Genomic DNA, 20,550 nt, shown 5'->3' with positions numbered 1-20,550 from the left:
CTCCCCGTTTTTAAATCTTTGGTGAAGGATTCTCAGAGACAGGCATTAGCAGCAGAAGCCGCCACCGCCGCCACAGCAGCACAGAAGCAGGATGATCCAGATAAAGTCACATCCGCTTCCGCCTCCGCATCCGCATCCACAACCGCCGCCGCAGTTATTGTGGTCGAAGCATCCGCCGCCTCCGCCACAGCAGCACAGAATCAGGATAAGCCAGATGATATTGCACCCGCTGCCTCCTGTTCCACATCCACATCCACAGTCACAACCGCAGTTTGTTGCTGCTACATCACTCATGTTAGTTCCTCCATATAAAGTTTAATTACACTTTATCATATGACCCCCTGCTTGCTCATGTTTCCTGGTTTTGAAAATATTTTTATAAAATTTTAAATGGTACATCCTGTCAATCTATAGTATAATCATGGAAGCATTGAAGAAATGAGGCGTTGATGGAAAATGGACAAGAGCAGATTATATTACCAGACTCCCTATGTGAAGTCTTTCATGTGTACGGTGGAGCGCTGTGAAGCAAGCGGTAAGGGGACCTGGCTGGCCGTACTCAACCAGACCGGGTTTTATCCTGAGGGAGGAGGGCAACCCTCTGATACAGGGACCCTGAACCAGGTGAAGGTACTATCTGTCCATGAAAAGGGGGATGAAATCCTCCATGAGCTGGCATCCCCCCTTGAGCCGGGAACATTGGCAGAGGGGGTCATTGACTGGCAGAAACGCTATGACAATATGCAGCAGCACACAGGGGAGCATATCCTGTCCGGCCTGGTGCACAGGCGTTACGGATATGATAATGTGGGATTCCACATGGGCGCCGGGGAAGTGACCGTGGATTTCAACGGTGTCATGACAGCGGAAGAACTGGACGGACTGGAGGATGCGGCCAACCAGGTGGTTTATGACAATGTGCCGGTACATACGCTTTATCCCTCCAAAGAGGAACTTCCATCCATTGATTACAGGAGCAAGAAGGAACTGAGCGGACAGGTAAGGATCATAGAGATTCCCGGCGGGGATGTCTGCGCCTGCTGCGGGACACATGTAGAAAATACCGGAGAAGTGGGTATCATTAAGATAAGAGGCATGATCCGCTATAAAGGCGGGGTCCGCATATCCATGCTGTGCGGCCGCAGGGCGCTTCTGGATTACAGGGAGCGGCTGAAGGATGGGATACGGCTGTCCAACCTGCTGTCCGCCAAACTGCATCTGGTGCCTGAGGCGGTTGAAAAACTGAAAAATGACTGCCAGGACAGGGAGATGGAGATTGGCCGCCTGTATGGTCAGCTGTTGGAGCTGAGGGCAGGACAGTATCCGGAAAGCAGCAGTCCCCTGGCCATTTTTGAGGAGGGGCTTAACATGGTGCAGATACGCCGGTTGTCCACCCTGCTTTATGAGCAGAAAAAGGGCAGTGTGGTAATGGTGTGTTCAGGCAATGGGACAGAAGGGGAGTATCAGTATGCCCTGGGAAGCAGCTCCATGGATATGCGGACCCTCAGTAAGGACATGAATGGGAAACTTCATGGAAGGGGCGGAGGCAGCAGCCTGATGGCCCAGGGAACCTTCCGGGCATCCAGACAGTCAATTGCGGATGTGTTTCAGGAAGAGACAAAATCATAAAGGATGGTATTATGGAATTAAATCAGGAGACAATTAAAAAACTCAGGGGACTGATCCTGTTTACGGTCATTGTGGTGGTCGCAGGAATCAATTACAGACGGCTTTTGGACGTGGCGGCAGCGCTGTTCCACATGGCGTGGCCCTTTATTCTGGGCGCAGCCATTGCATTTATCTTAAACGTACCCATGCGCAACATTGAACGCCACCTGATCATGTTCCGGGAAGACAGCCGGTTAAGACGGCCAATCAGCCTGGTTGTCACGATTCTGCTGGTGTCCGGCATCCTGTTCCTTGTTACCTTTGTGGTCACACCGCAGCTGCTTAAGACATTCCTGACCCTTCAGTCCAGCGTCCCCCTGTTTTTCGCAGGGCTGAAGGATGAGATGGAACAGCTTTTTGCCAGTTTTCCGCAGATACTGGATTACGTCAACCATGTAGAGGTGGACTGGCAGCAGGTGTTCCAGGACATGATGGGATTCCTGAAAACAGGGGCAGGCACCATGCTTAACAATACATTCTCGGCAGCGGTATCCATTGTCAGCGGTGTATCCTCGTTCCTGATTGGTTTCATCTTTGCCATCTATATCCTGCTTCAGAAGGAGACCTTGGGACGGCAGATGAGGAAACTGCTGTCGGCCTTCCTTCCTGAGTCCGTGACAGGGCGCATTGTGGAGATTGCATCCCTTACTGAGCGGACATTCTCAAATTTCCTTACAGGCCAGTGTGTGGAGGCGGTCATCCTTGGAACCATGTTCTTTGTGGTGCTTACCCTGGGACGTCTTCCCTATGCCCTGTTAATCGGGGTGCTGATTGCGTTTACGGCCCTGATTCCCATATTCGGCGCGTTCATCGGGCTGGGGGTGGGCGTGTTCCTGATGCTGATGGTGGAGCCCATGGATGCGCTTATTTTTACCATCATCTTCTTTGTGCTCCAACAGATTGAGGGGAACCTGATTTACCCCTATGTGGTAGGTAATTCCGTGGGGCTTCCCTCCATCTGGGTGCTGGTGGCGGTGACGCTGGGCGGCAGCATGATGGGAATCGCCGGCATGCTCATATTCATCCCTCTCTGCTCCGTGCTTTATGCCCTTTTAAGGGATGAGGTGAACGGACGGCTTAACAGGCCGAAGCCGGGAAGCAGAAGCAGGACCGGCGGGGATAAGGCGGCCCGGACAAGACGGTCAAAGGGCAAGGCTGTAAAAGCAGGGCCTGTGACCCAGGCGTCTGCCGGGGAGGCCGGAGCAGGGCCGGAAGACCAGTCCGCCAAATAGTGGGGATATCAGGAAAGACATGAAAGGCAGGGATGCCATAAGAAACAAAAAACCAGCCCATGACTGACTGTCAGTCACGGGCTGGTTTCCTGTTTCTTATATCACTTATTCTCCCTGGTACATGTATTTAATTAAACGTTCGATGTCTTCCTTCTCGTGCGCAATCAGGTCTAATTCTTTGATATATCCATTGGAGAAGATGGTAGCCATTGACAGATACTGGGCCAACTTGGATTTCAGGTTAATGCGGTCGCCTTCCGGTGATACCAGCTCAACCGTTCCCTTGCACTGGTCTACTACTTCAAAAAACTTTTCTACATCAGTAATGTTCTGAATCTTCACGGCAATTCCTCCTGTTAGTAGTCCTTTTCCAAATCTGGAAAAGTCTGGTTAATCTTTTAACATATATGATTATATCAAAATTCAGACCCCAAAACAATTACAATTTTCAATAAAAAATAAGGGATTACAATGCTTTTTTTATATCTTCTAACAGCAGGGAGGATACTCTCAGTCCTCCGCGGCCGCGGCCAATGGAAATATCCGGTTTATTGCTGCCATGGAAGTCGGAACCGCCAGTGGGAAGCAGGTGGCAGGCAGCCGCCATTTTCTGAAGCTTCATGCTTTCCAGACGGTTGTTGGAGGAGTGGTAGACCTCCAGCCCTTTCATGCCAAGGGATGTCAGGTATCCGACCAGTTCCATGGTCCCCTTGTCACCCAGCTTATACTGGAAGGGGTGGGCCAGGGCAGGGAAGGCGCCGCTGGATAAGAGGGCATCCAGTACTTCATCCGGAGCAACATATGCTTTGGGCGGGCAGTAGGGGCCGTCATACTGAAGATATTTTCTGAATATCTGGTCCAGGGTGGGGCCCATTCCTTTGGAGAGAAGTGCCCTTGCAACGTGAGCCCTTGTTATGACGGTATCCGGATTGCCGCCGTTAAGTTCTTCCGGTGTAAAGGTGATGCCGTCATCAGCAAAGCGCCGGAACATTTCCTCATTCCTCTGGTCCCTGCGCAGCCGGAACTGCTTTAAGACAGCTTCCAGGGCAGGGTTGCCGGCCGTGACGAAAAGTCCCAGGATATGGATCTCATGGCCCTTATAGGAACTGGATACCTCGATGCCCGGGATGACTTCCACACCGCAGGCAGCCCCGGCCAGAAGGGCTTCGGGAATCCCGGCCGTCGTATCGTGGTCCGTCAGTGCAATGGCCCGTAAGTCTGCCTGCGCGGCAAGCCCCACCACTTCGGCCGGGGTACAGGTGCCGTCAGACGCGTTTGAGTGAACATGTAAATCCACGTAATCCATGGTAAAACCTCCAGATGTAACCAATTTTTAATAACTTCCTAATACTTACTTTATATATAGTAACATGAATTTCATAATAAGTAAAATTGGCTGGAAAAAAACAAAAAAGACGGTTCCATTTTACATAAAGTATGTTATACTACAATCTGTGAATAATATGCTAGATGAAATGATGGGTGAAGAAAATGAATCAATTAGAGAATAACCGTGAACGTAGAAACCCTTCTGCAGGCAGAAGCCGCGGCAAGGTTACCAATAATAGAGGCAATGGAAACTATTCCAACAGAAGTTCCGGGCGCAGCAGTTCCGGGGGCGGAGGTTCCCGGGGGTCATCCTCCTACCATTCAGGACAGGCCGGAAGGATGAACGCGGCCCATAATGCCAGGCGTAACAGTACCCACAGAAGGAAGAAGGGGCCTGATTATAAGAAGATAGCAGTCATCGGAATCATCCTCCTGGTGCTTATCACATGCATTGCCCTTGTGATTAAGGCAAAGGGCAGCCTTGGGGAACCGGATGAGACGCAGGTCACGGAAACCTCGGAACCAGAGATGATGAAAGAGGTTAAGGTGGATGGGATAACCATAACCGGTATGTCCAAAAACCAGGCCAGGAACGCTATTTTGAAGGAGTATTCCTGGGGCATGACGGTTACATACGGGGATGATTCCTATCCGGTGACCGACCTTGTGGCTGAAAAAGTAGACGCGCTGTTAGACGATATCTACAGCGGGGATCCGGAAGAAAGCTATACCCTTAACATGGATGGGATGGAAGAGGCCGCTGCAAAAGAGGCTGCTGCGTGCGCTTCCAGATGGGATAAGAAGGCAAAGAACGGATCCATCGATTCTTATGATAAGGAAAAGGGAGAATTTGTATTCAAGGGTGAGGAGAATGGCTTTGCCATTGACCAGGATAAGCTTGCCGGGGATATCGTCAAGGCCCTGAAGGATAAAAACTTTGACGCGCAGATTAAGGCAACGGGAAGCGAGACCGCTCCTGATATCACGGCTTCCGCTGCCAAGGAAAAGTATAAGACCATCAGCACCTTTACCACCAAGACAACCGCCAACAAGGACCGTAATACCAACATCCGGCTGGCATCCGAGGCCTTAAACGGCACCGTGGTCCACCCGGGGGAGGAATTCTCCTTTAACCAGGCAGTGGGACAGAGGACAGAGGCAAAAGGCTATAAGGGTGCGGCTGCTTACAATAACGGGGAAGTGGTCCAGGAAATCGGAGGCGGCGTATGCCAGGTATCCACCACCCTCTATAATGCGGTATACCGGTCAGGACTGGGGGAGGAGAGCATTTCCTTCAGGCGTTCCCACACCTTTGAGCCGAACTATATCACACCGGGACAGGATGCGACCGTGAGCTGGGAACAGCCGGATTTCCGCTTTAAGAATACCTCCAGCACATCCATCGGCATCAAGGCCAGCTACGCGGACCAGAAGATGACGGTTTCCATTTACGGAATCCCAATCATGGAGGAAGGGATGAAGCTGGACCTGGAATCCAAGAAGGTGGAAGAACTGGACCCGCCTGCACCGACCTATCAGGAAGACCAGACACTCCAGCCAGGAGTGGAGGTACCAAAGAGCGCGGGTACCAAGGGCAGCAGGTGGGAGACCTACAAGGTCATCTATAAGGACGGCGTGGAAGTATCCAGGGAACTGGACCACAAAACCACCTACAAAGGCCATGCGCCTGTAATCCTGCGCAACACATCAGGCGTTGTCCTGGCGCCGGAGGAGACCACGGTTCCGGATGAAACACCAATCCCGACCGTGGACGGGATGCCGGAGGGCTATGTTCCGGGCAGTGACCCGACCATATCGTCACCGGAGGGTTCCACCCAGGAAAGCGGACCTGGCATCACACCTACCGTGCCAAGCGCCACAACGGCGCCCACAGCGCCTTCGGCACCGGGAACCCAGGCTCCGGGGCCGGGAACTGACCCAGGTGCTTCGGACGGACCGGGAGGAGGCAATCCTGTGATTGCGCCGCTGAACCAGAATTGATGGGATGACAATCAGAAAATTGATGATGGCCATATCAGGAGGGACTGTGAAAAGCAGCCCCTCTTTTATTGTGAGAGTTTATATTTTTTTAATGAATTACATTGTATTTTTTGGAGTAATTGCGATTAAGCATTTGCAATTTGTTAAATAATTGCTATAATAGTAGACAGGTCAGTCTGCATAGGGCTTCATGCCCCGGAGGCGGACTCACATGTATACCATTACATATACATATTCACTATTTGTAGGAGGAAATCAAAATGGCAAGAAAAATGAAAACCATGGATGGTAACCATGCAGCAGCACATGCTTCATATGCATTTACTGATGTAGCGGCTATCTATCCGATTACCCCATCTTCACCTATGGCTGAAGCCACGGATGAGTGGGCAACAGACGGAAGAACCAATATCTTCGGTCGTGAAGTGCAGATTACAGAGATGCAGTCTGAGGCAGGTGCAGCAGGTGCTGTTCACGGTTCTCTGGCAGCAGGTGCGCTGACTACCACCTACACAGCGTCACAGGGTCTGTTACTGATGATTCCAAACCTTTACAAAATTGCCGGTGAGCAGCTGCCAGGTGTGTTCAACGTATCTGCACGTGCACTTGCAAGCCACGCATTATCTATTTTCGGTGACCACTCCGATGTTTACGCATGCCGTCAGACAGGATGCGCCATGCTGTGTGAGTCCAGCGTCCAGGAAGTCATGGACTTGACTGTTGTTGCACATATGGCATCCATCAAGGGCAAGGTTCCGTTCATCAACTTCTTTGACGGTTTCCGTACCTCCCATGAGATCCAGAAGATTGAGACCTGGGATTACGATGACCTGAAGGAAATGGTTGACATGGACGCTGTTGATGCATTCCGTAAGAATGCACTGAATCCAAACCATCCCTGCGAGAGGGGATCTGCCCAGAACCCTGACATCTTCTTCCAGGCAAGGGAGGCATGCAACCCATATTACGATGCACTTCCTGCAATCGTACAGGAGTACATGGACAAGGTTAATGCCAAGATCGGTACCGACTATAAGCTGTTCAACTACTACGGCGCTCCGGATGCTGAGCACGTAATCGTTGCAATGGGTTCTGTTAACGATACAATCGAGGAGACCCTGGATTACATGGTAAAACAGGGCCAGAAGGTTGGCGTTGTCAAGGTACGTCTGTACAGGCCATTCAACGCACAGGCTTTAATCGATGCGATTCCTGATACCGTTAAGGTTATCTCCGTATTAGACAGGACCAAAGAGCCAGGTTCCGTTGGTGAGCCTCTGTACCTGGATGTTGTTGCAGCCCTGAAGGGAAGCAAGTTTGACCAGGTTAAGGTATTGACCGGACGTTACGGCCTTGGTTCCAAGGATACGACACCGGCACAGATTGTTGCTGTATATGAGAACACGACAAAGTCCCCGTTTACCGTAGGTATCGTGGATGATGTTACCAACCTGTCCCTGGAAGTCGGCGCTCCTCTCGTTACCACACCAGAGGGAACAACCAACTGTAAGTTCTGGGGTCTGGGCGCTGACGGTACGGTTGGTGCCAACAAGAACTCCATTAAGATCATTGGTGACAACACAGACATGTATGCACAGGCATACTTTGACTATGACTCCAAGAAGTCAGGCGGCGTTACCATGTCCCACCTGCGTTTCGGACACAGCCCGATTAAGTCAACTTACCTGATCCGTACAGCTAACTTCGTTGCCTGCCACAATCCTGCATATGTACGTAAGTACAACATGGTTCAGGAGCTGGTTGACGGCGGCACATTCCTTCTGAACTGCCCATGGGATATGGAAGGACTTGAGAAGCATCTGCCAGGCCAGGTTAAGAAGTACATTGCTGACCACAACATCAACTTCTACACCATCGACGGTGTTAAGATCGGTATCGAGACCGGCATGGGCCCGACACGTATCAATACCATCCTTCAGTCCGCATTCTTTGAGCTGACCGGCATCATTCCTGCTGAGAAGGCCAACGAGCTGATGAAGGCTGCTGCAAAGGCAACCTACGGACGTAAGGGTGAGGACGTTGTCATGAAGAACTGGGCTGCCATCGATGCAGGCGCTAAGGGCATGCACAAGGTAGAGGTTCCGGACAGCTGGAAGAACTGTGAGGACGAAGGCCTTGACTACGCTGTTGTAACCGAGGGAAGAAAGGATGTAGTTGACTTTGTTAACAATATCCAGACCAAGGTAAGCGCTCAGGAAGGTAACTCCCTGCCAGTATCTGCTTTCTCTGATTACGTTGATGGTTCCACACCATCCGGTTCATCCGCATACGAGAAGCGCGGTATTGCTGTTAAGGTTCCTGTATGGAATCCTGACAACTGTATCCAGTGTAACTTCTGTGCATATGTATGTCCTCATGCTGTAATCCGTCCGGTTGCAATGACTGCTGACGAGGCTGCCAAGGCACCTGCAGACATGAAGGTAAAAGATATGACAGGTATGCCAGGCTACAAGTTTGCCATCACTGTTTCCGCCCTGGATTGTACCGGATGCGGTTCCTGTGCAAATGTATGCCCAGGCATGAAGGGCAACAAGGCCCTTGTTATGGAAGGCCTTGAGGCTAACCTTGGCGAGCAGGCTATCTTTGACTTCGGTCAGACACTGCCGGTTAAGGAAGAGGTTCTTGCCAAGTTTAAGGAAACCACTGTTAAGGGCAGCCAGTTCAAGCAGCCTCTGCTTGAATTCTCAGGCGCCTGCGCAGGATGCGGCGAGACACCTTATGCAAAACTGATCACACAGCTGTTTGGTGACAGGATGTACATTGCCAACGCAACCGGATGCTCATCCATCTGGGGCAACTCCTCACCATCCACACCATACACCGTGAATGCCAAGGGCCAGGGACCTGCATGGGACAACTCCCTGTTCGAGGATAACGCTGAGTTCGGTTATGGTATGCTGCTGGCACAGAACGCTATCAGGGACGGCTTAAAGGCCAAGGTTGAGAGCGTCATGGCCAATGAGAAGGCTACGGAAGAGATGAAGGCAGCCTGCAAGGAATGGCTTGATACATTCGGCGTCGGCGCACTGAACGGGACTGCTACCGATAAGCTGGTTGCTGCCCTGGATGGCGTTGACTGCGACATCTGCAGGGACATTGTTAAGAATAAAGATTTCCTGGCTAAGAAGTCCCAGTGGGTATTCGGCGGTGACGGATGGGCTTACGATATCGGCTTCGGCGGCGTGGACCATGTTCTGGCATCCGGCAAGGATATCAACATCATGGTATATGATACCGAGGTTTACTCCAACACAGGCGGTCAGTCTTCCAAGGCTACCAAGACAGGTGCTGTTGCACAGTTCGCTGCCGGTGGTAAGGACGTTAAGAAGAAAGACCTTGCAAGTATCGCAATGAGCTATGGTTACGTATACGTGGCACAGATTTGTATGGGTGCTGATATGGCCCAGACTGTTAAGGCAATTGCCGAGGCAGAGGCTTATCCGGGACCATCCCTGATCATTGCTTACGCTCCATGTATCAACCATGGTATCAAGAAGGGCATGGACAAGGCCCAGACAGAGGAGAAGCTGGCTGTAGAGTGCGGTTACTGGAATAACTTCCGTTACAATCCTGCTGCTGAGAAGAAGTTCTCCCTGGATTCCAAGGCTCCTAAGCTGGAGACCTATCAGGACTTCTTAAAGGGTGAGGTACGTTACATGTCCCTGGCCATGAAGAATCCTGAGAGGGCAGCTGAGCTGTTCGCACGTAACGAGGCTGAGGCTAAGGAGCGTTACGCTTACTTAGAGAAGCTGGTTACTTTATACGGTAATGACTAATCCTGAATAGTGAATTGTTTTAAAGATGCCCCTGGTGTGCAGAGATGCCCGCCAGGGGCATCCCTGTATAATCTGTTTCCAAAAGGGGATAATACTGGAAGAAGACATATGCCGGACCAGGCTGCTAAAAGGCAGGAAAATGGGCTGGCGGAGAGGATGTGTGATACCAGTATGTTAGAAGAAAAAGCAATGGTGCATTTTTTGAACCGCTTTACGGATTATCCCTTTCTGGTAAGGTGGGAGGGACATGAGGACCGGATTGGGCATGGCAATCCAATCTTTGCAGTGAATATCAAGGAAAGCATTCCTGTAAAGGAACTGACAGACAGTACTTCCCTGGCCCTTGGGGAAGCGTACATGAAGGGAAGGCTGGACGTGGAGGGGAATCTGTACGAGGCCCTGGACCACTTCCTTGGACAGATGGACCGGTTTTCCGTTAACCAGACCCGGCTGAAAAAGCTGCTTCATCCTTCCAATTCCAGGAAGAACCAGCAGATGGAGGTTTCCTCCCATTATGATATTGGAAATGATTTCTACCGCCTGTGGCTGGATGAAACCATGAATTATTCCTGCGGTTACTTTAAGACGGATAGAGACACCCTTTACGAGGCCCAGGTCAATAAGACGGATTATATATTAAAGAAGCTGGCCCTGGAGAAAGGGATGGACCTTCTGGATGTGGGCTGCGGCTGGGGCTTCCTGCTAATCAGGGCCGCAAAGGAATATGGGGTAAGGGGGACCGGAATCACCCTGAGCCGTGAGCAGTACGAGGGGTTTACAAAGAGGATAGAAGAGGAAGGGCTAAAGGAGCTTGTCAGTGTAAAACTGATGGATTACAGGGACCTGCCGGAATCCGGTATGAAGTTTGACCGTATTGTCAGCGTGGGCATGCTGGAGCATGTGGGCAGGGAGAATTACGGCAGGTTCATGGATTGCATGGATAAGGTGCTGAAACCGCGCGGAGTCTTCCTTTTGCATTATATCAGCAGCCAGAAGGAGCATGCAGGGGACCCATGGATAAAAAAATATATTTTTCCCGGAGGCGTCATCCCCAGCTTAAGGGAAATCATATCCCTGATGGCGGACCATGATTTCCATGTGCTGGACGTGGAAAACCTGAGGAACCATTACAACAGGACATTACTCTGCTGGGAGAAGAACTTTAAGGAACATGAGGATGAGGTCAGGGAAATGTTTGACGGGGAATTTGTCCGCATGTGGGATCTGTATCTGTGTTCCTGCGCAGCCACCTTCCACAACGGGGTGATTGACCTGCACCAGATCCTGGTGAGCAAGGGCGTGAACAATGAACTGCCCATGGTCCGCTGGTACTGACAGTAAAGCAAAGGCATGCCGCCCGGTATTAAAATCAGGGGCTGGCATGCCTTTCTTATGGAGTTGGATGGCTTTATGGGTAAAAATCTGGTATAATGATAAAACCATGTAAAGAAAAGGGAAGGACGGAATTACATGAAGACAAAACAGGATTTAATTAAATACTGCCTGACCTACAAGGATGTCTACGAGGACTATCCCTTCCGCGACCATGAGTGGGCAGTCATACGCCACCGGAACAATAAAAAGGTCTTTGCCTGGATATACGCCAGGAACCAGGAAGTATGCATTAATCTGAAATGCTCCCCGGAATGGATTGAATTCTGGCGCAGGACATACGAAGGCGTGCGTCCCGGCTATCATCTGAATAAAAAGCATTGGAATACCGTGGTAATGGATGGGACCGTGCCGGATAAGGACGTCAAGCGGATGATAGGGGAAAGCTATGACCTGACAAAGTGAAAAGCGGTAAGCTTCCAATCAGGGCGTGGTAAGACCCGGCTCGAAAAAGTCAAGTGATTTACCCGATTCGCCATCCTCAAGAAGGGCAATGGCCAATACGCCCGGTATTTCCTGGCTTTCTTCCAGGGCTAATAACTCATTAAATTCCGTGCGTGGCGATACATATTTAGGAATGTTCCATTGATAGTAAACGGATATGGGGCTGCCTGGCTGTAAATCAGAAAACGCTATTTCATTTCTGGCTGCATCATACACGGTCAAACCGGAATGATATTTAACTGCATACGTACCATTCCGTCCTTTGGGATTGGTTACCTGGCCTTTTATGGTCAATTGGCTGCCATCATTGGAGACAACCGTTCCTGCCAGCTGGGTTTTGTACCCATCCCCATGCTGGTTCATGAAATACCATCGTGATGCGATTACGGTACATAGGGCTGTGCAGATTACAGCAAATAATAGGACGGGTATGGAAACTCTTTTTTTATCCATGGAATGCTCCTTTCATTCAGGTGTGGTTTATGCTGCGGCGGCGGGGACCGGAAGTCCCCTCTGATAATAATATAACTGATTGGAGCAAAAAGGTATTGAAGATAATGTGAAAGTTTCTTGAAGTTTTTGTTGTTAATGATTTAAGATTTTGGGAGGAGATAGGGAATGAGCGATATTAAATTTGAGATAAAAGAAGAATTAGGCGTATTGTCTGAGAACGCCAAAGGATGGCGCAAGGAAGTGAACCTTATCAGCTGGAATGGCGCGGCTCCCAAGTACGATATCCGCGATTGGGCGCCGGACCATGAGAAGATGGGAAAAGGGATTACCTTGTCCGCGGAGGAGGCGGGAAGGCTTAAGGAAGTTTTGAATTCGGTGCAGGAGGCGGGACTTTGAAAACAGATTTATGACGGCGTGATTGGCCTGACGGCAGGTGATGCGTTAGGAGTGCCGGCAGAGTTTAAATCCAGGGCGGAGATTGCAGATGATCCGGCCGTCTCCATGAGGGGATATGGGACCCATAGCCAGCCGGCTGGTACATGGTCGGATGATACCAGCATGACACTTGCGCTATTAGACAGTATAGAGGAGTCTGAAATCAGCAGTTATGACCGGTTAAGGCGGTTGGATGGATTCATGAAGCTGCCGGAAAAAGATATATCCAGCAGCGGGTATGTGGTCCATACGCTGGAGGCGGCTTTATGGTGTCTGCTGAATACAGATACATATGAACAGTGTGTATTAAAGGCAGTGAATTTAGGGGATGATACGGATACGGTGGGGGCCGTGGCCGGAGGTCTGGCCGGGATATATTATGGCGCCCGCGGTATACCAGAAGCATGGCTGGATGTGGTTGCAAGGCGCGGATATATCATGGAACTGTGTGAGAGGGCGCAGGGGAAAATGTAAAAAGCTGAGTTGTTCAGACAAAACAAAATCCGGACCCTTTAACAAGAGTCCGGATTTAAACTTATCAAATGGAGCATACGGGATTCGAACCCGTGACCTCCACACTGCCAGTGTGGCGCGCTCCCAGCTGCGCTAATGCCCCGACTAGAAGAATATATCATAAATTTTTCCAAAAATCAAGTGTTTTTTTCATATTATAGCTGTAAGCTATAATGAGCCCTTAATGTGTATGTTCCGCCGTGCATGATTCCACTGAAAACCGTACAGACTAATCTAAAACCATCCATACGGTGAAAGGCAGGAGCATGAAATTCGACGCGGTATATTATGAACCGGGAATCATGTCCTATCCCCTGGGAGAGAAGCTCAGGGAAGATTTTAGGGACATTACATGGATTCCCATTGAGAGCCACAATTCCATCAAGGAAATGCAGGAAAAGCCCAACTCGGAATTTGGGCATATGAAACGGAACCTGATCATAGGTGTTCGGAAAACGCATAAATATGTGGAGAACCATAAGGTTTCCGATTACCTGGTTCCCTATACGTCCTCAGGGTGTACGGCCATGTGCCTGTATTGCTATCTGGTCTGTAATTATAATAAGTGCGCATATCTGAGGCTTTTTGTGAACAGGGAGCAGATGCTGGACCGCATCATAAAGAAGGGCAGGGAGGGCGGGAATCCGCTGACATTCGAGATTGGGAGCAACAGCGACCTGGTGCTGGAGAATACAATTACGGATAACCTGCTTTATACCATACCAAGATTTGCGGAAGAGGGGGAGGGGAAGCTTACATTTCCAACCAAGTTCCATATGGTGGGGCCGTTACTGAATCTGGAACACAGGGGAAAGGTGATTTTCCGCATGAGCGTCAATCCCCAGGCCATCATCAGCAGGATTGAGCTGGGGACCTCCAGCCTGAAACAGAGGATCCAGGCAGTCAATCAGATGTGTGATGCCGGTTATCCATGCGGGCTTCTTATTGCCCCGGTCATCCTGATGGAAGGGTGGAGGGAGATGTATACCGGCCTTTTGGAGGAACTGGAAGCCGGACTTAGCCGGAAGATGAAGGGACAGATGTTCCTGGAGGTCATCCTGATGACCTATTCCTATGTCCACCGGGCAATCAACAGTGAGGCATTTCCGGCTGCGCCGGACCTTTATGACAAGGAGCAGATGACGGGACGGGGGAGGGGAAGGTACTGTTACAGGGCGGATTCCAGGGAGGAAGCCGAGGCTTTCCTGCGGTCCGGGATTAAACGGATACTGGGAGATGTGCCCGTGCTTTATATCAGCTGAAACGAAAGAAATCTTAATATAATCTTTAGCAATTCTTATTTGACATGGAATCAGGGCGGTGATATAATACATTCCAATAAAAGGGAGTAGCGAACCACCATCGGTGGATTTTAAATCGTCTTCTTGGTGCTTTTTAACAAGCACCCGTATAAAATGAAATGTGCAAGACTTTTATTGTGGCAGATTGCCGACCACGATAGAAGTCTTTTTAAATATCGCAGCCGGTCCCCATTCATCTGCCGCGCACATGCTTTAACCATATGAGTGTCGGATGACAGAAAGGAGATTGTTATGGAGAAAAAGGACATGAGGAAAGAAATTGCAGAGGCTGTCACGGCGGCGGACAGGGCGCTGCAGAGCCTGGAGGAGGCAGCGGGATATCTGTCCAAAGCAGCCGGATGGGGCGTATGGGATCTGCTTGGCGGCGGTATGTTGGGTACCTTCATGAAGCATTCCAGGATGGATGATGCAAGCCATGCCATGGAAACAGCCAAGTCACACCTGAGGAGGCTGAAACGGGAACTTCTGGATGTGGAGCTTCCGGGCGAGTTCAAGCTGGATGTGGGGGATTTCCTCACATTTGCGGACTACTTTTTTGACGGCATCATAGCCGACTGGATGGTACAGACCAGGATTAAGGATGCAGAGGCACAGGTGGAGGAGGCAAAGCAGCGTGTGATGCGTATCCGCAGCCGTCTGTATGAATTAAGGGCGGAATTGCCGCCGGAAGAAGGAGGGACTGTGTAATGGGTTGTCTTGGGAATGTTTTATGGTTTATATTCGGAGGCTGCATCAGCGGGCTTAGCTGGCTCCTGACAGGCTGTCTGTGGTGTATCACGATCATCGGGATTCCGGTGGGTCTGCAGTGCTTCAAATTTGCAAGCCTGAGCTTTTTTCCCTTTGGGAAAGAGGTTGTGTATGGCGGCGGCGCGGGTTCCCTGCTGCTGAATATCATCTGGCTTGTTGTCTCGGGCCTGCCCCTTGCAATTGAATCAGCCATCATCGGCGCACTGCTCTGCATGACGGTCGTGGGCATCCCCTTCGGGCTGCAGCAGTTCAAACTGGCAAAGCTGGCGCTGATGCCCTTTGGCAGTGAGATAAGATAGGGCGGTCCGGCAGCACGTCATGACCGGCAAAAAAGGCGGGACATACAGAAGGATTTCTGCTATACTAGAACAAAAGCAGGAACCGGGCAAATGCGGCCATATCTGCCCGGTTCCCTATATGATATCAGGAAGAAGGATGTGTATATGCCCAGAAACATTACGATGGATGATATTGCCGCCATGGCGGGCGTTACCAAGAGCACGGTGTCCAGGTATTTTAACGGGGGAAGCGTTAAGGAATCCACAAAGCAGAGGATTCAGGAGATTACCAGGGAGTATAACTACCAGCCCAATGCATTTGCAAGGCTGAAGGCAAGGGAGAGCAACGTGGTCGGAGTGGTCCTCCCTACCCTGAATTCCAAGATTACCAGCCGGGTGGTCACCAGTATCGGGCGCTATCTGCGGGAGCAGGGGTATGAGGCCATTATCAAGGATTCGGACCACAGCATTGATTTGGAACTTAAGAATATACAGAGGCTGATTACCTTGAAGGTGGACGGAATCCTGCTGAGCGCCATCAATATCACGGATGAACACAGGGAACTCATCAGGAACAGTCCGGTTCCCGTGGTGGTGCTTGCCCAGGATTATGACGAAGGGATATGCGTCGTATATGATGATTACGGGGCGGGAAAGGCCATGGGGGCCTGCATTGGCAGGAGTCATCCTGACAGGGTCGGGTACATGGGGGTGGATGAATCCGACGAGGCGGTGGGTATTGCCAGGAAAAGAGGAGTGATTGACGGGCTGAGGGAATGCGGCGTGGACTGCATCAGGGAGGTGTCCGGGGATTACAGCTATGAAAGCGGGATCGGCATGGCCAGGGAGCTGCTGGACCAGGGACCGCTGGATGCCCTCATATGTGCCACGGACCGTCTGGCCTTTGGGGCGTACCGGGTATTGGAAGGGCATGGGCTTAGGATTCCGGAGGACGTGTCAGTGGCGGGCTTTGGCGGTTATGATGAAAGCACCCTCCTGAAACCGGAACTGACAACCCTTAAATTCGATGCCTATGGTCTGGGGTATCTGGGGGCAGAGACCCTGCTTAAGATGATAAGGGAGGAACCGGTGCCGAAAAAACAGATTGTGGGTTACCGGATGATTGAGGGAAAGAGTGTAAGAAAATAGGAAAATAAGAATAGTGGCTGCGGTTTTCTTGTGTTTTTGTGAAAAATGCATAAAAAACCGCAGTATTTTTTTACGTTCAAAAAGAGGAACCGGTGCCATAAAGTATTGACATAAATGGGTAAAAGTATTAATATTTAGTTATGGAACCGATGCCAAAAAAACAGGAGAAGAAAGAGGTAAGGTTATGGATTATGCAAAAACCGCAAGTCTGGTAATTAAGTATGTTGGTGGAAAAAGCAATATTAAATCAGTGGCCCATTGTGCGACAAGGCTGCGCTTTCAGCTGAAGGACAACGAACTGCGCGATGAGGAGGCAATCAGTGACCTGGAAGGGGTGAAGGGGGTATTTTTAACACAGTCCCAGTTCCAGATCATCTTTGGCTCAGGTACCGTGAACCTGGTCTGCGCCGAAGTACAGAAGCAGCTGGGTAATATGGAGGAGGGACCGGAGGATAAGGAGGCCAGGGAGGAAAAAGGCAACCCGATCCAGCGGTTCATTAAGATGCTCAGCGACATTTTCGTGCCAATCATCCCGGCCATTGTTGCAGGCGGTCTGCTGATGGGACTTAATAACCTGCTTACCTCGCCCCTGTTTAATGGGCAGGCCGTCATTGAACTGTTTCCCCAGTGGCAGGGCCTGGCAACGGCCGTGAATACCTTTGCCAATGCGCCGTTTACATTCCTGCCCGTGCTCATTGGATTCAGCGCCACGAAGAAATTCGGCGGCAATCCGTTCCTGGGCGCGGCCATGGGCATGATAATGGTCCATCCGGATCTGCTGAATGCATATCAGATCGGTATTGCAGACCCGCCAATGTGGAATATTTTCGGATTCCAGATTGCAGCCATCGGTTATCAGGGAACCGTGCTTCCGGTACTGGCCGTGTCATGGATCCTTGCCAATATTGAGAAGAGGCTTCGCAGGATCACGCCGTCCTGGCTGGATAACCTGACCACGCCCCTGCTGTCCATCCTTGTGACATCCTTCCTCACCTTCATATTTGTAGGCCCTGTTTTAAGGGAGGCGGGAAACCTTCTGGCGGCAGGCATTACATGGCTTTATAATACCCTTGGGCCGGTGGGGGGCGCGCTGTTCGGTTTTGCGTATGCGCCTATTACCATGACCGGTATGCATCACAGCTTCATTGCAATTGAGACACAGCTCCTGGCTGACAGCGCCCATACAGGAGGCAGCTTCATCTTTTCCACTGCAAGCATGAATAATGTGGCCCAGGGAGCAGCTGTCCTGGCCGTGCTTCTGATGACAAAGAACGACAAGATTAAATCCATCTGTTCCGCTTCCGGTATATCCGCGCTTCTTGGGATTACCGAACCAGCTATGTTTGGCGTCACACTTAAATTAAAATATCCATTCTACGCAGCCATGACAGGTTCCGCGGTGGGAAGCGCATACCTGGCGGGAACCAGGACCCTGGCCCAGGCATTGGGGGCAGCGGGGCTTCCGGGATTCATTTCCATGAAACCTGACCATTACCTGAACTTTGCAATCGGCATCCTGCTTTCCATGGGCGTATCCTTTATACTGACCATTGTGTTCTGGAAGAGGTTCGGGCTGGAGAAACCAGAGGGAAAAAAAGCAGTGAAGGCAGAAACAGCGGTGAAGGCAGAAGTAAACAGAGCAGAGGGCATAGAAACAGCGGAAGATGTGGAAAGCGCGGGAGGTGCGGAACATACGGGAGATGCAGAAACCACCACTATCCTGTATTCTCCCATGAAGGGCGAAATCCTTCCCGTGGACCAGTCCATGGATGAGGTATTTGCTTCCAGGGCATTGGGCGATGGAATCGCACTGAATCCTGAGGACGGTATGGTTCATGCGCCCTGCGATGGGACCATAAGCCTTCTGTTCCCCACAAAACACGCGGTGGGGATTACATCCGATACGGGAGTTGAGGTGCTGATCCATATCGGTATCAATACCGTGCAGCTGGACGGAGCCGGATTTGAGGCATATGTGGCCCAGGGAGATAAAGTAAAGCGCGGGGATAAGCTGATTCTGGCTGATTTAAAGCTGATAAAAGAAAAGGGCCTGAATCCCCAGACCATGATGATCCTGCCGGAGGGCGGGGGACTGAAGACAGAGGTATATCCTTTGGCCGGGGCGGATGCAGGGACCAGGGCAATGGCGGTGCGCAGATAAAATAAGACATCAGGAGGACGCAGGTGGAAAAGTATCGTAAGGTATTCAGGAAAGATTATGAGAAATGGTATCAGGAGAATCAGGAATACAGGGAACGGGTGGCGTCCGACCCAAGACGGCTGAGATTCCATCTGATGCCGGAAACGGGCTGGCTTAATGACCCCAACGGCCTGTGCCAGATGGACGGACTGTACCATATCTATTATCAATATACGCCCTTTGAGCCTACGGGCGGGATTAAACTGTGGGGGCATTATACCACAACGGATTTTGTCCGTTATACCAATGAGGAACCTGTCCTGTTCCCGGATACGGATTTGGACGCCCATGGCGTGTATTCAGGCTCTGCTTTTGTGGAGGACGGTACCATCCACTATTTCTATACAGGCAATGTGAAACGGTTTGACCGGGATGATTATGACTATATTATGGATGGCAGGGAAAGCAATACAATCAGCTTTGACAGCAGGGACGGCTTCCGGTTCACTGAAAAGAAATTATTGCTGGGCAATGAGGATTATCCCGGGGATATGAGCTGCCATATACGGGACCCGAAGATATTTAAGAGGGGACGGATGTATTATATGGCGCTGGGAGCCAGGGATGCACATGGTAAGGGTCTGGTGCTGTTATATGAGTCCCCGGATTTAAGGTCCTGGAAATATCATGGCAGGATTACCACCAAGGAAACATTTGGATATATGTGGGAGTGCCCGGACCTGTTCGAGCTGGACGGCCAGCTGTGCCTCATCTGCTGTCCCCAGGGGGTTGAACCCAGCGGCGTGGATTACTGGAATGTACATCAGTGCACGGTCATGGGCCTGGACCATGGCCTGGATGATGATATATGCCGGAATATCCCTCTGGATGCCGCTGCCATGGTTGACCGGGGATTCGATTTCTATGCGCCCCAAAGCTTTTTGGATGAAAGCGGCAGACGTATACTCATTGGCTGGATGGGAATCCCGGATGCGGATTATACAAACCCGACCACGCAGGCCGGATGGCAGCATGCATTGACCATTCCGCGTGTCCTGCATTGGAAAGAAGGACGCCTTGTCCAGGAGCCGGTCCGGGAACTGCAGCAGATGCGCTGCAATGAGAGGACATTTGCCCTGGGACAGTTGAATGCGGCCGGGGAGGATGGGATTGTGTTCGAGGGCTGCTTCCGTTTTGAATCCTGCGGACACATGCGCCTGACACTCCGCCAGGGGGTTACCCTGACGTATGAGGACGGCCTTCTGACCCTGGATATGGGAAATGCAGGCTCCGGCAGGACAAAACGTTGTGTCCGTCTTGAGGAACTGCGGGAACTGCAGATATTCTCTGATACGTCTTCGCTGGAGATATTTGTAAATCAAGGCAGGGAAGTCTTTACCACCAGGGTATACGGCCTTGAGGGCAAGATCCGGCTGGAGGGGGAATGTACAGGGACGGCGGTACTATATGACCTGTCGGGTTTTATATATCAGTAGAATATATCGGAAGATATGAATGACAGACACCCATGAAAGAATTCAATCAGTCATCCGCTTTTATTTGACACCGGAAAGTACAGGCATTAAACTGGTACTGTATGGACTGCATTTACAAAAAACATATGGCTGCGGTGCATCATACGGAAGGAGG

The 20,550-nt window shown here is 50.8% G+C and carries 17 protein-coding genes, 1 tRNA gene and 1 pseudogene; 14 read left to right on the top strand and 5 right to left on the bottom strand.

Annotated elements, in window-relative coordinates; all coding sequences use genetic code 11:
* Nucleotides 1-45 precede the first annotated feature (45 nt).
* Nucleotides 46-294, bottom strand: coding sequence for a hypothetical protein (locus MCJ35_RS11615; RefSeq protein WP_025487051.1), 249 nt, complete (start codon nt 292-294; stop codon nt 46-48).
* A 162-nt stretch (nt 295-456) separates the two neighbouring features.
* On the opposite strand from MCJ35_RS11615, the gene MCJ35_RS11610 reads away from it, so the two are divergent.
* Both MCJ35_RS11610 and MCJ35_RS11605 read left to right on the top strand, forming a co-directional pair.
* Nucleotides 457-1,629 carry an alanyl-tRNA editing protein gene (locus MCJ35_RS11610; protein WP_025487052.1) on the top strand — a complete coding sequence of 391 codons (1,173 nt, stop codon included), beginning with the start codon at nt 457-459 and terminating at the stop codon, nt 1,627-1,629.
* Between the two features lie 11 nt (nt 1,630-1,640).
* Nucleotides 1,641-2,768: pseudogene (locus MCJ35_RS11605) on the top strand (AI-2E family transporter); the annotation flags it as partial.
* Nucleotides 2,769-3,005: 237 nt separating this feature from the next.
* Here MCJ35_RS11605 and MCJ35_RS11600 read toward each other — a convergent pair.
* Together MCJ35_RS11600 and MCJ35_RS11595 are read right to left on the bottom strand one after the other, a co-directional pair.
* Nucleotides 3,006-3,242 carry a hypothetical protein gene (locus MCJ35_RS11600; RefSeq protein ID WP_007858574.1) on the bottom strand — a complete coding sequence of 79 codons (237 nt, stop codon included), beginning with the start codon at nt 3,240-3,242 and terminating at the stop codon, nt 3,006-3,008.
* A 124-nt stretch (nt 3,243-3,366) separates the two neighbouring features.
* Entirely contained in the window at nt 3,367-4,206 is an 840-nt protein-coding gene (locus MCJ35_RS11595; protein WP_025487054.1) for a PHP domain-containing protein, read from the bottom strand.
* 185 nt (nt 4,207-4,391) lie between these two features.
* On the opposite strand from MCJ35_RS11595, the gene MCJ35_RS11590 reads away from it, so the two are divergent.
* The 4 genes from MCJ35_RS11590 (at nt 4,392) to MCJ35_RS11575 (ending at nt 11,824) form a co-directional block, all read left to right on the top strand.
* Nucleotides 4,392-6,230: a VanW family protein gene (locus tag MCJ35_RS11590; RefSeq protein ID WP_025487055.1), complete on the top strand. Its 1,839-nt coding sequence runs from the start codon at nt 4,392-4,394 to the stop codon at nt 6,228-6,230.
* Between the two features lie 260 nt (nt 6,231-6,490).
* Complete coding sequence (gene nifJ / locus MCJ35_RS11585; protein WP_240299490.1) at nt 6,491-10,027, top strand: pyruvate:ferredoxin (flavodoxin) oxidoreductase; 3,537 nt, start codon at nt 6,491-6,493, stop codon at nt 10,025-10,027.
* A 171-nt stretch (nt 10,028-10,198) separates the two neighbouring features.
* Nucleotides 10,199-11,362: a class I SAM-dependent methyltransferase gene (locus MCJ35_RS11580; RefSeq protein WP_474913353.1), complete on the top strand. Its 1,164-nt coding sequence runs from the start codon at nt 10,199-10,201 to the stop codon at nt 11,360-11,362.
* Nucleotides 11,363-11,497: 135 nt separating this feature from the next.
* Complete coding sequence (locus tag MCJ35_RS11575) at nt 11,498-11,824, top strand: MmcQ/YjbR family DNA-binding protein (RefSeq protein ID WP_008716613.1); 327 nt, start codon at nt 11,498-11,500, stop codon at nt 11,822-11,824.
* An 18-nt stretch (nt 11,825-11,842) separates the two neighbouring features.
* Here MCJ35_RS11575 and MCJ35_RS11570 read toward each other — a convergent pair whose 3' ends face one another.
* Nucleotides 11,843-12,316: a hypothetical protein gene (locus tag MCJ35_RS11570; protein WP_025487056.1), complete on the bottom strand. Its 474-nt coding sequence runs from the start codon at nt 12,314-12,316 to the stop codon at nt 11,843-11,845.
* A gap of 165 nt (nt 12,317-12,481) precedes the next feature.
* On the opposite strand from MCJ35_RS11570, the gene MCJ35_RS11565 reads away from it, so the two are divergent.
* Both MCJ35_RS11565 and MCJ35_RS11560 read left to right on the top strand, forming a co-directional pair.
* On the top strand, nt 12,482-12,712 hold the full coding sequence (locus MCJ35_RS11565) for a YdbC family protein (RefSeq protein ID WP_008716609.1): 231 nt from the start codon (nt 12,482-12,484) through the stop codon (nt 12,710-12,712).
* Nucleotides 12,713-12,718: 6 nt separating this feature from the next.
* On the top strand, nt 12,719-13,225 hold the full coding sequence (locus MCJ35_RS11560; RefSeq protein WP_081739279.1) for an ADP-ribosylglycohydrolase family protein: 507 nt from the start codon (nt 12,719-12,721) through the stop codon (nt 13,223-13,225).
* Between the two features lie 69 nt (nt 13,226-13,294).
* On the opposite strand, the gene MCJ35_RS11555 is transcribed toward MCJ35_RS11560, so the two are convergent.
* A tRNA-Ala gene (locus MCJ35_RS11555) sits at nt 13,295-13,367 on the bottom strand.
* 163 nt (nt 13,368-13,530) lie between these two features.
* Here MCJ35_RS11555 and MCJ35_RS11550 point away from each other — a divergent pair.
* The 6 genes from MCJ35_RS11550 to MCJ35_RS11525 all read left to right on the top strand — a co-directional run bounded on the left by MCJ35_RS11550 (nt 13,531) and on the right by MCJ35_RS11525 (nt 20,396).
* Complete coding sequence (locus MCJ35_RS11550) at nt 13,531-14,526, top strand: SPL family radical SAM protein (RefSeq protein ID WP_240299488.1); 996 nt, start codon at nt 13,531-13,533, stop codon at nt 14,524-14,526.
* Nucleotides 14,527-14,817: 291 nt separating this feature from the next.
* Complete coding sequence (locus tag MCJ35_RS11545; RefSeq protein ID WP_025487058.1) at nt 14,818-15,273, top strand: hypothetical protein; 456 nt, start codon at nt 14,818-14,820, stop codon at nt 15,271-15,273.
* Complete coding sequence (locus MCJ35_RS11540; protein ID WP_008716602.1) at nt 15,273-15,632, top strand: YccF domain-containing protein; 360 nt, start codon at nt 15,273-15,275, stop codon at nt 15,630-15,632. Before MCJ35_RS11545 ends, MCJ35_RS11540 begins: the two co-directional genes overlap by 1 nt.
* A 144-nt stretch (nt 15,633-15,776) precedes the next feature.
* Complete coding sequence (locus MCJ35_RS11535; protein WP_025487059.1) at nt 15,777-16,760, top strand: LacI family DNA-binding transcriptional regulator; 984 nt, start codon at nt 15,777-15,779, stop codon at nt 16,758-16,760.
* Nucleotides 16,761-16,944: 184 nt separating this feature from the next.
* Complete coding sequence (locus MCJ35_RS11530) at nt 16,945-18,921, top strand: sucrose-specific PTS transporter subunit IIBC (protein ID WP_025487060.1); 1,977 nt, start codon at nt 16,945-16,947, stop codon at nt 18,919-18,921.
* A 23-nt stretch (nt 18,922-18,944) separates the two neighbouring features.
* Complete coding sequence (locus MCJ35_RS11525; RefSeq protein WP_008716599.1) at nt 18,945-20,396, top strand: glycoside hydrolase family 32 protein; 1,452 nt, start codon at nt 18,945-18,947, stop codon at nt 20,394-20,396.
* The last annotated feature ends 154 nt before the right edge of the window (nt 20,397-20,550 follow it).

This window comes from Enterocloster sp. OA13 (assembly GCF_022440595.1).
GTDB classification, from domain to species: domain Bacteria; phylum Bacillota; class Clostridia; order Lachnospirales; family Lachnospiraceae; genus Enterocloster; species Enterocloster hominis.
This window is presented reverse-complemented; position numbering and strand designations above follow the sequence as displayed.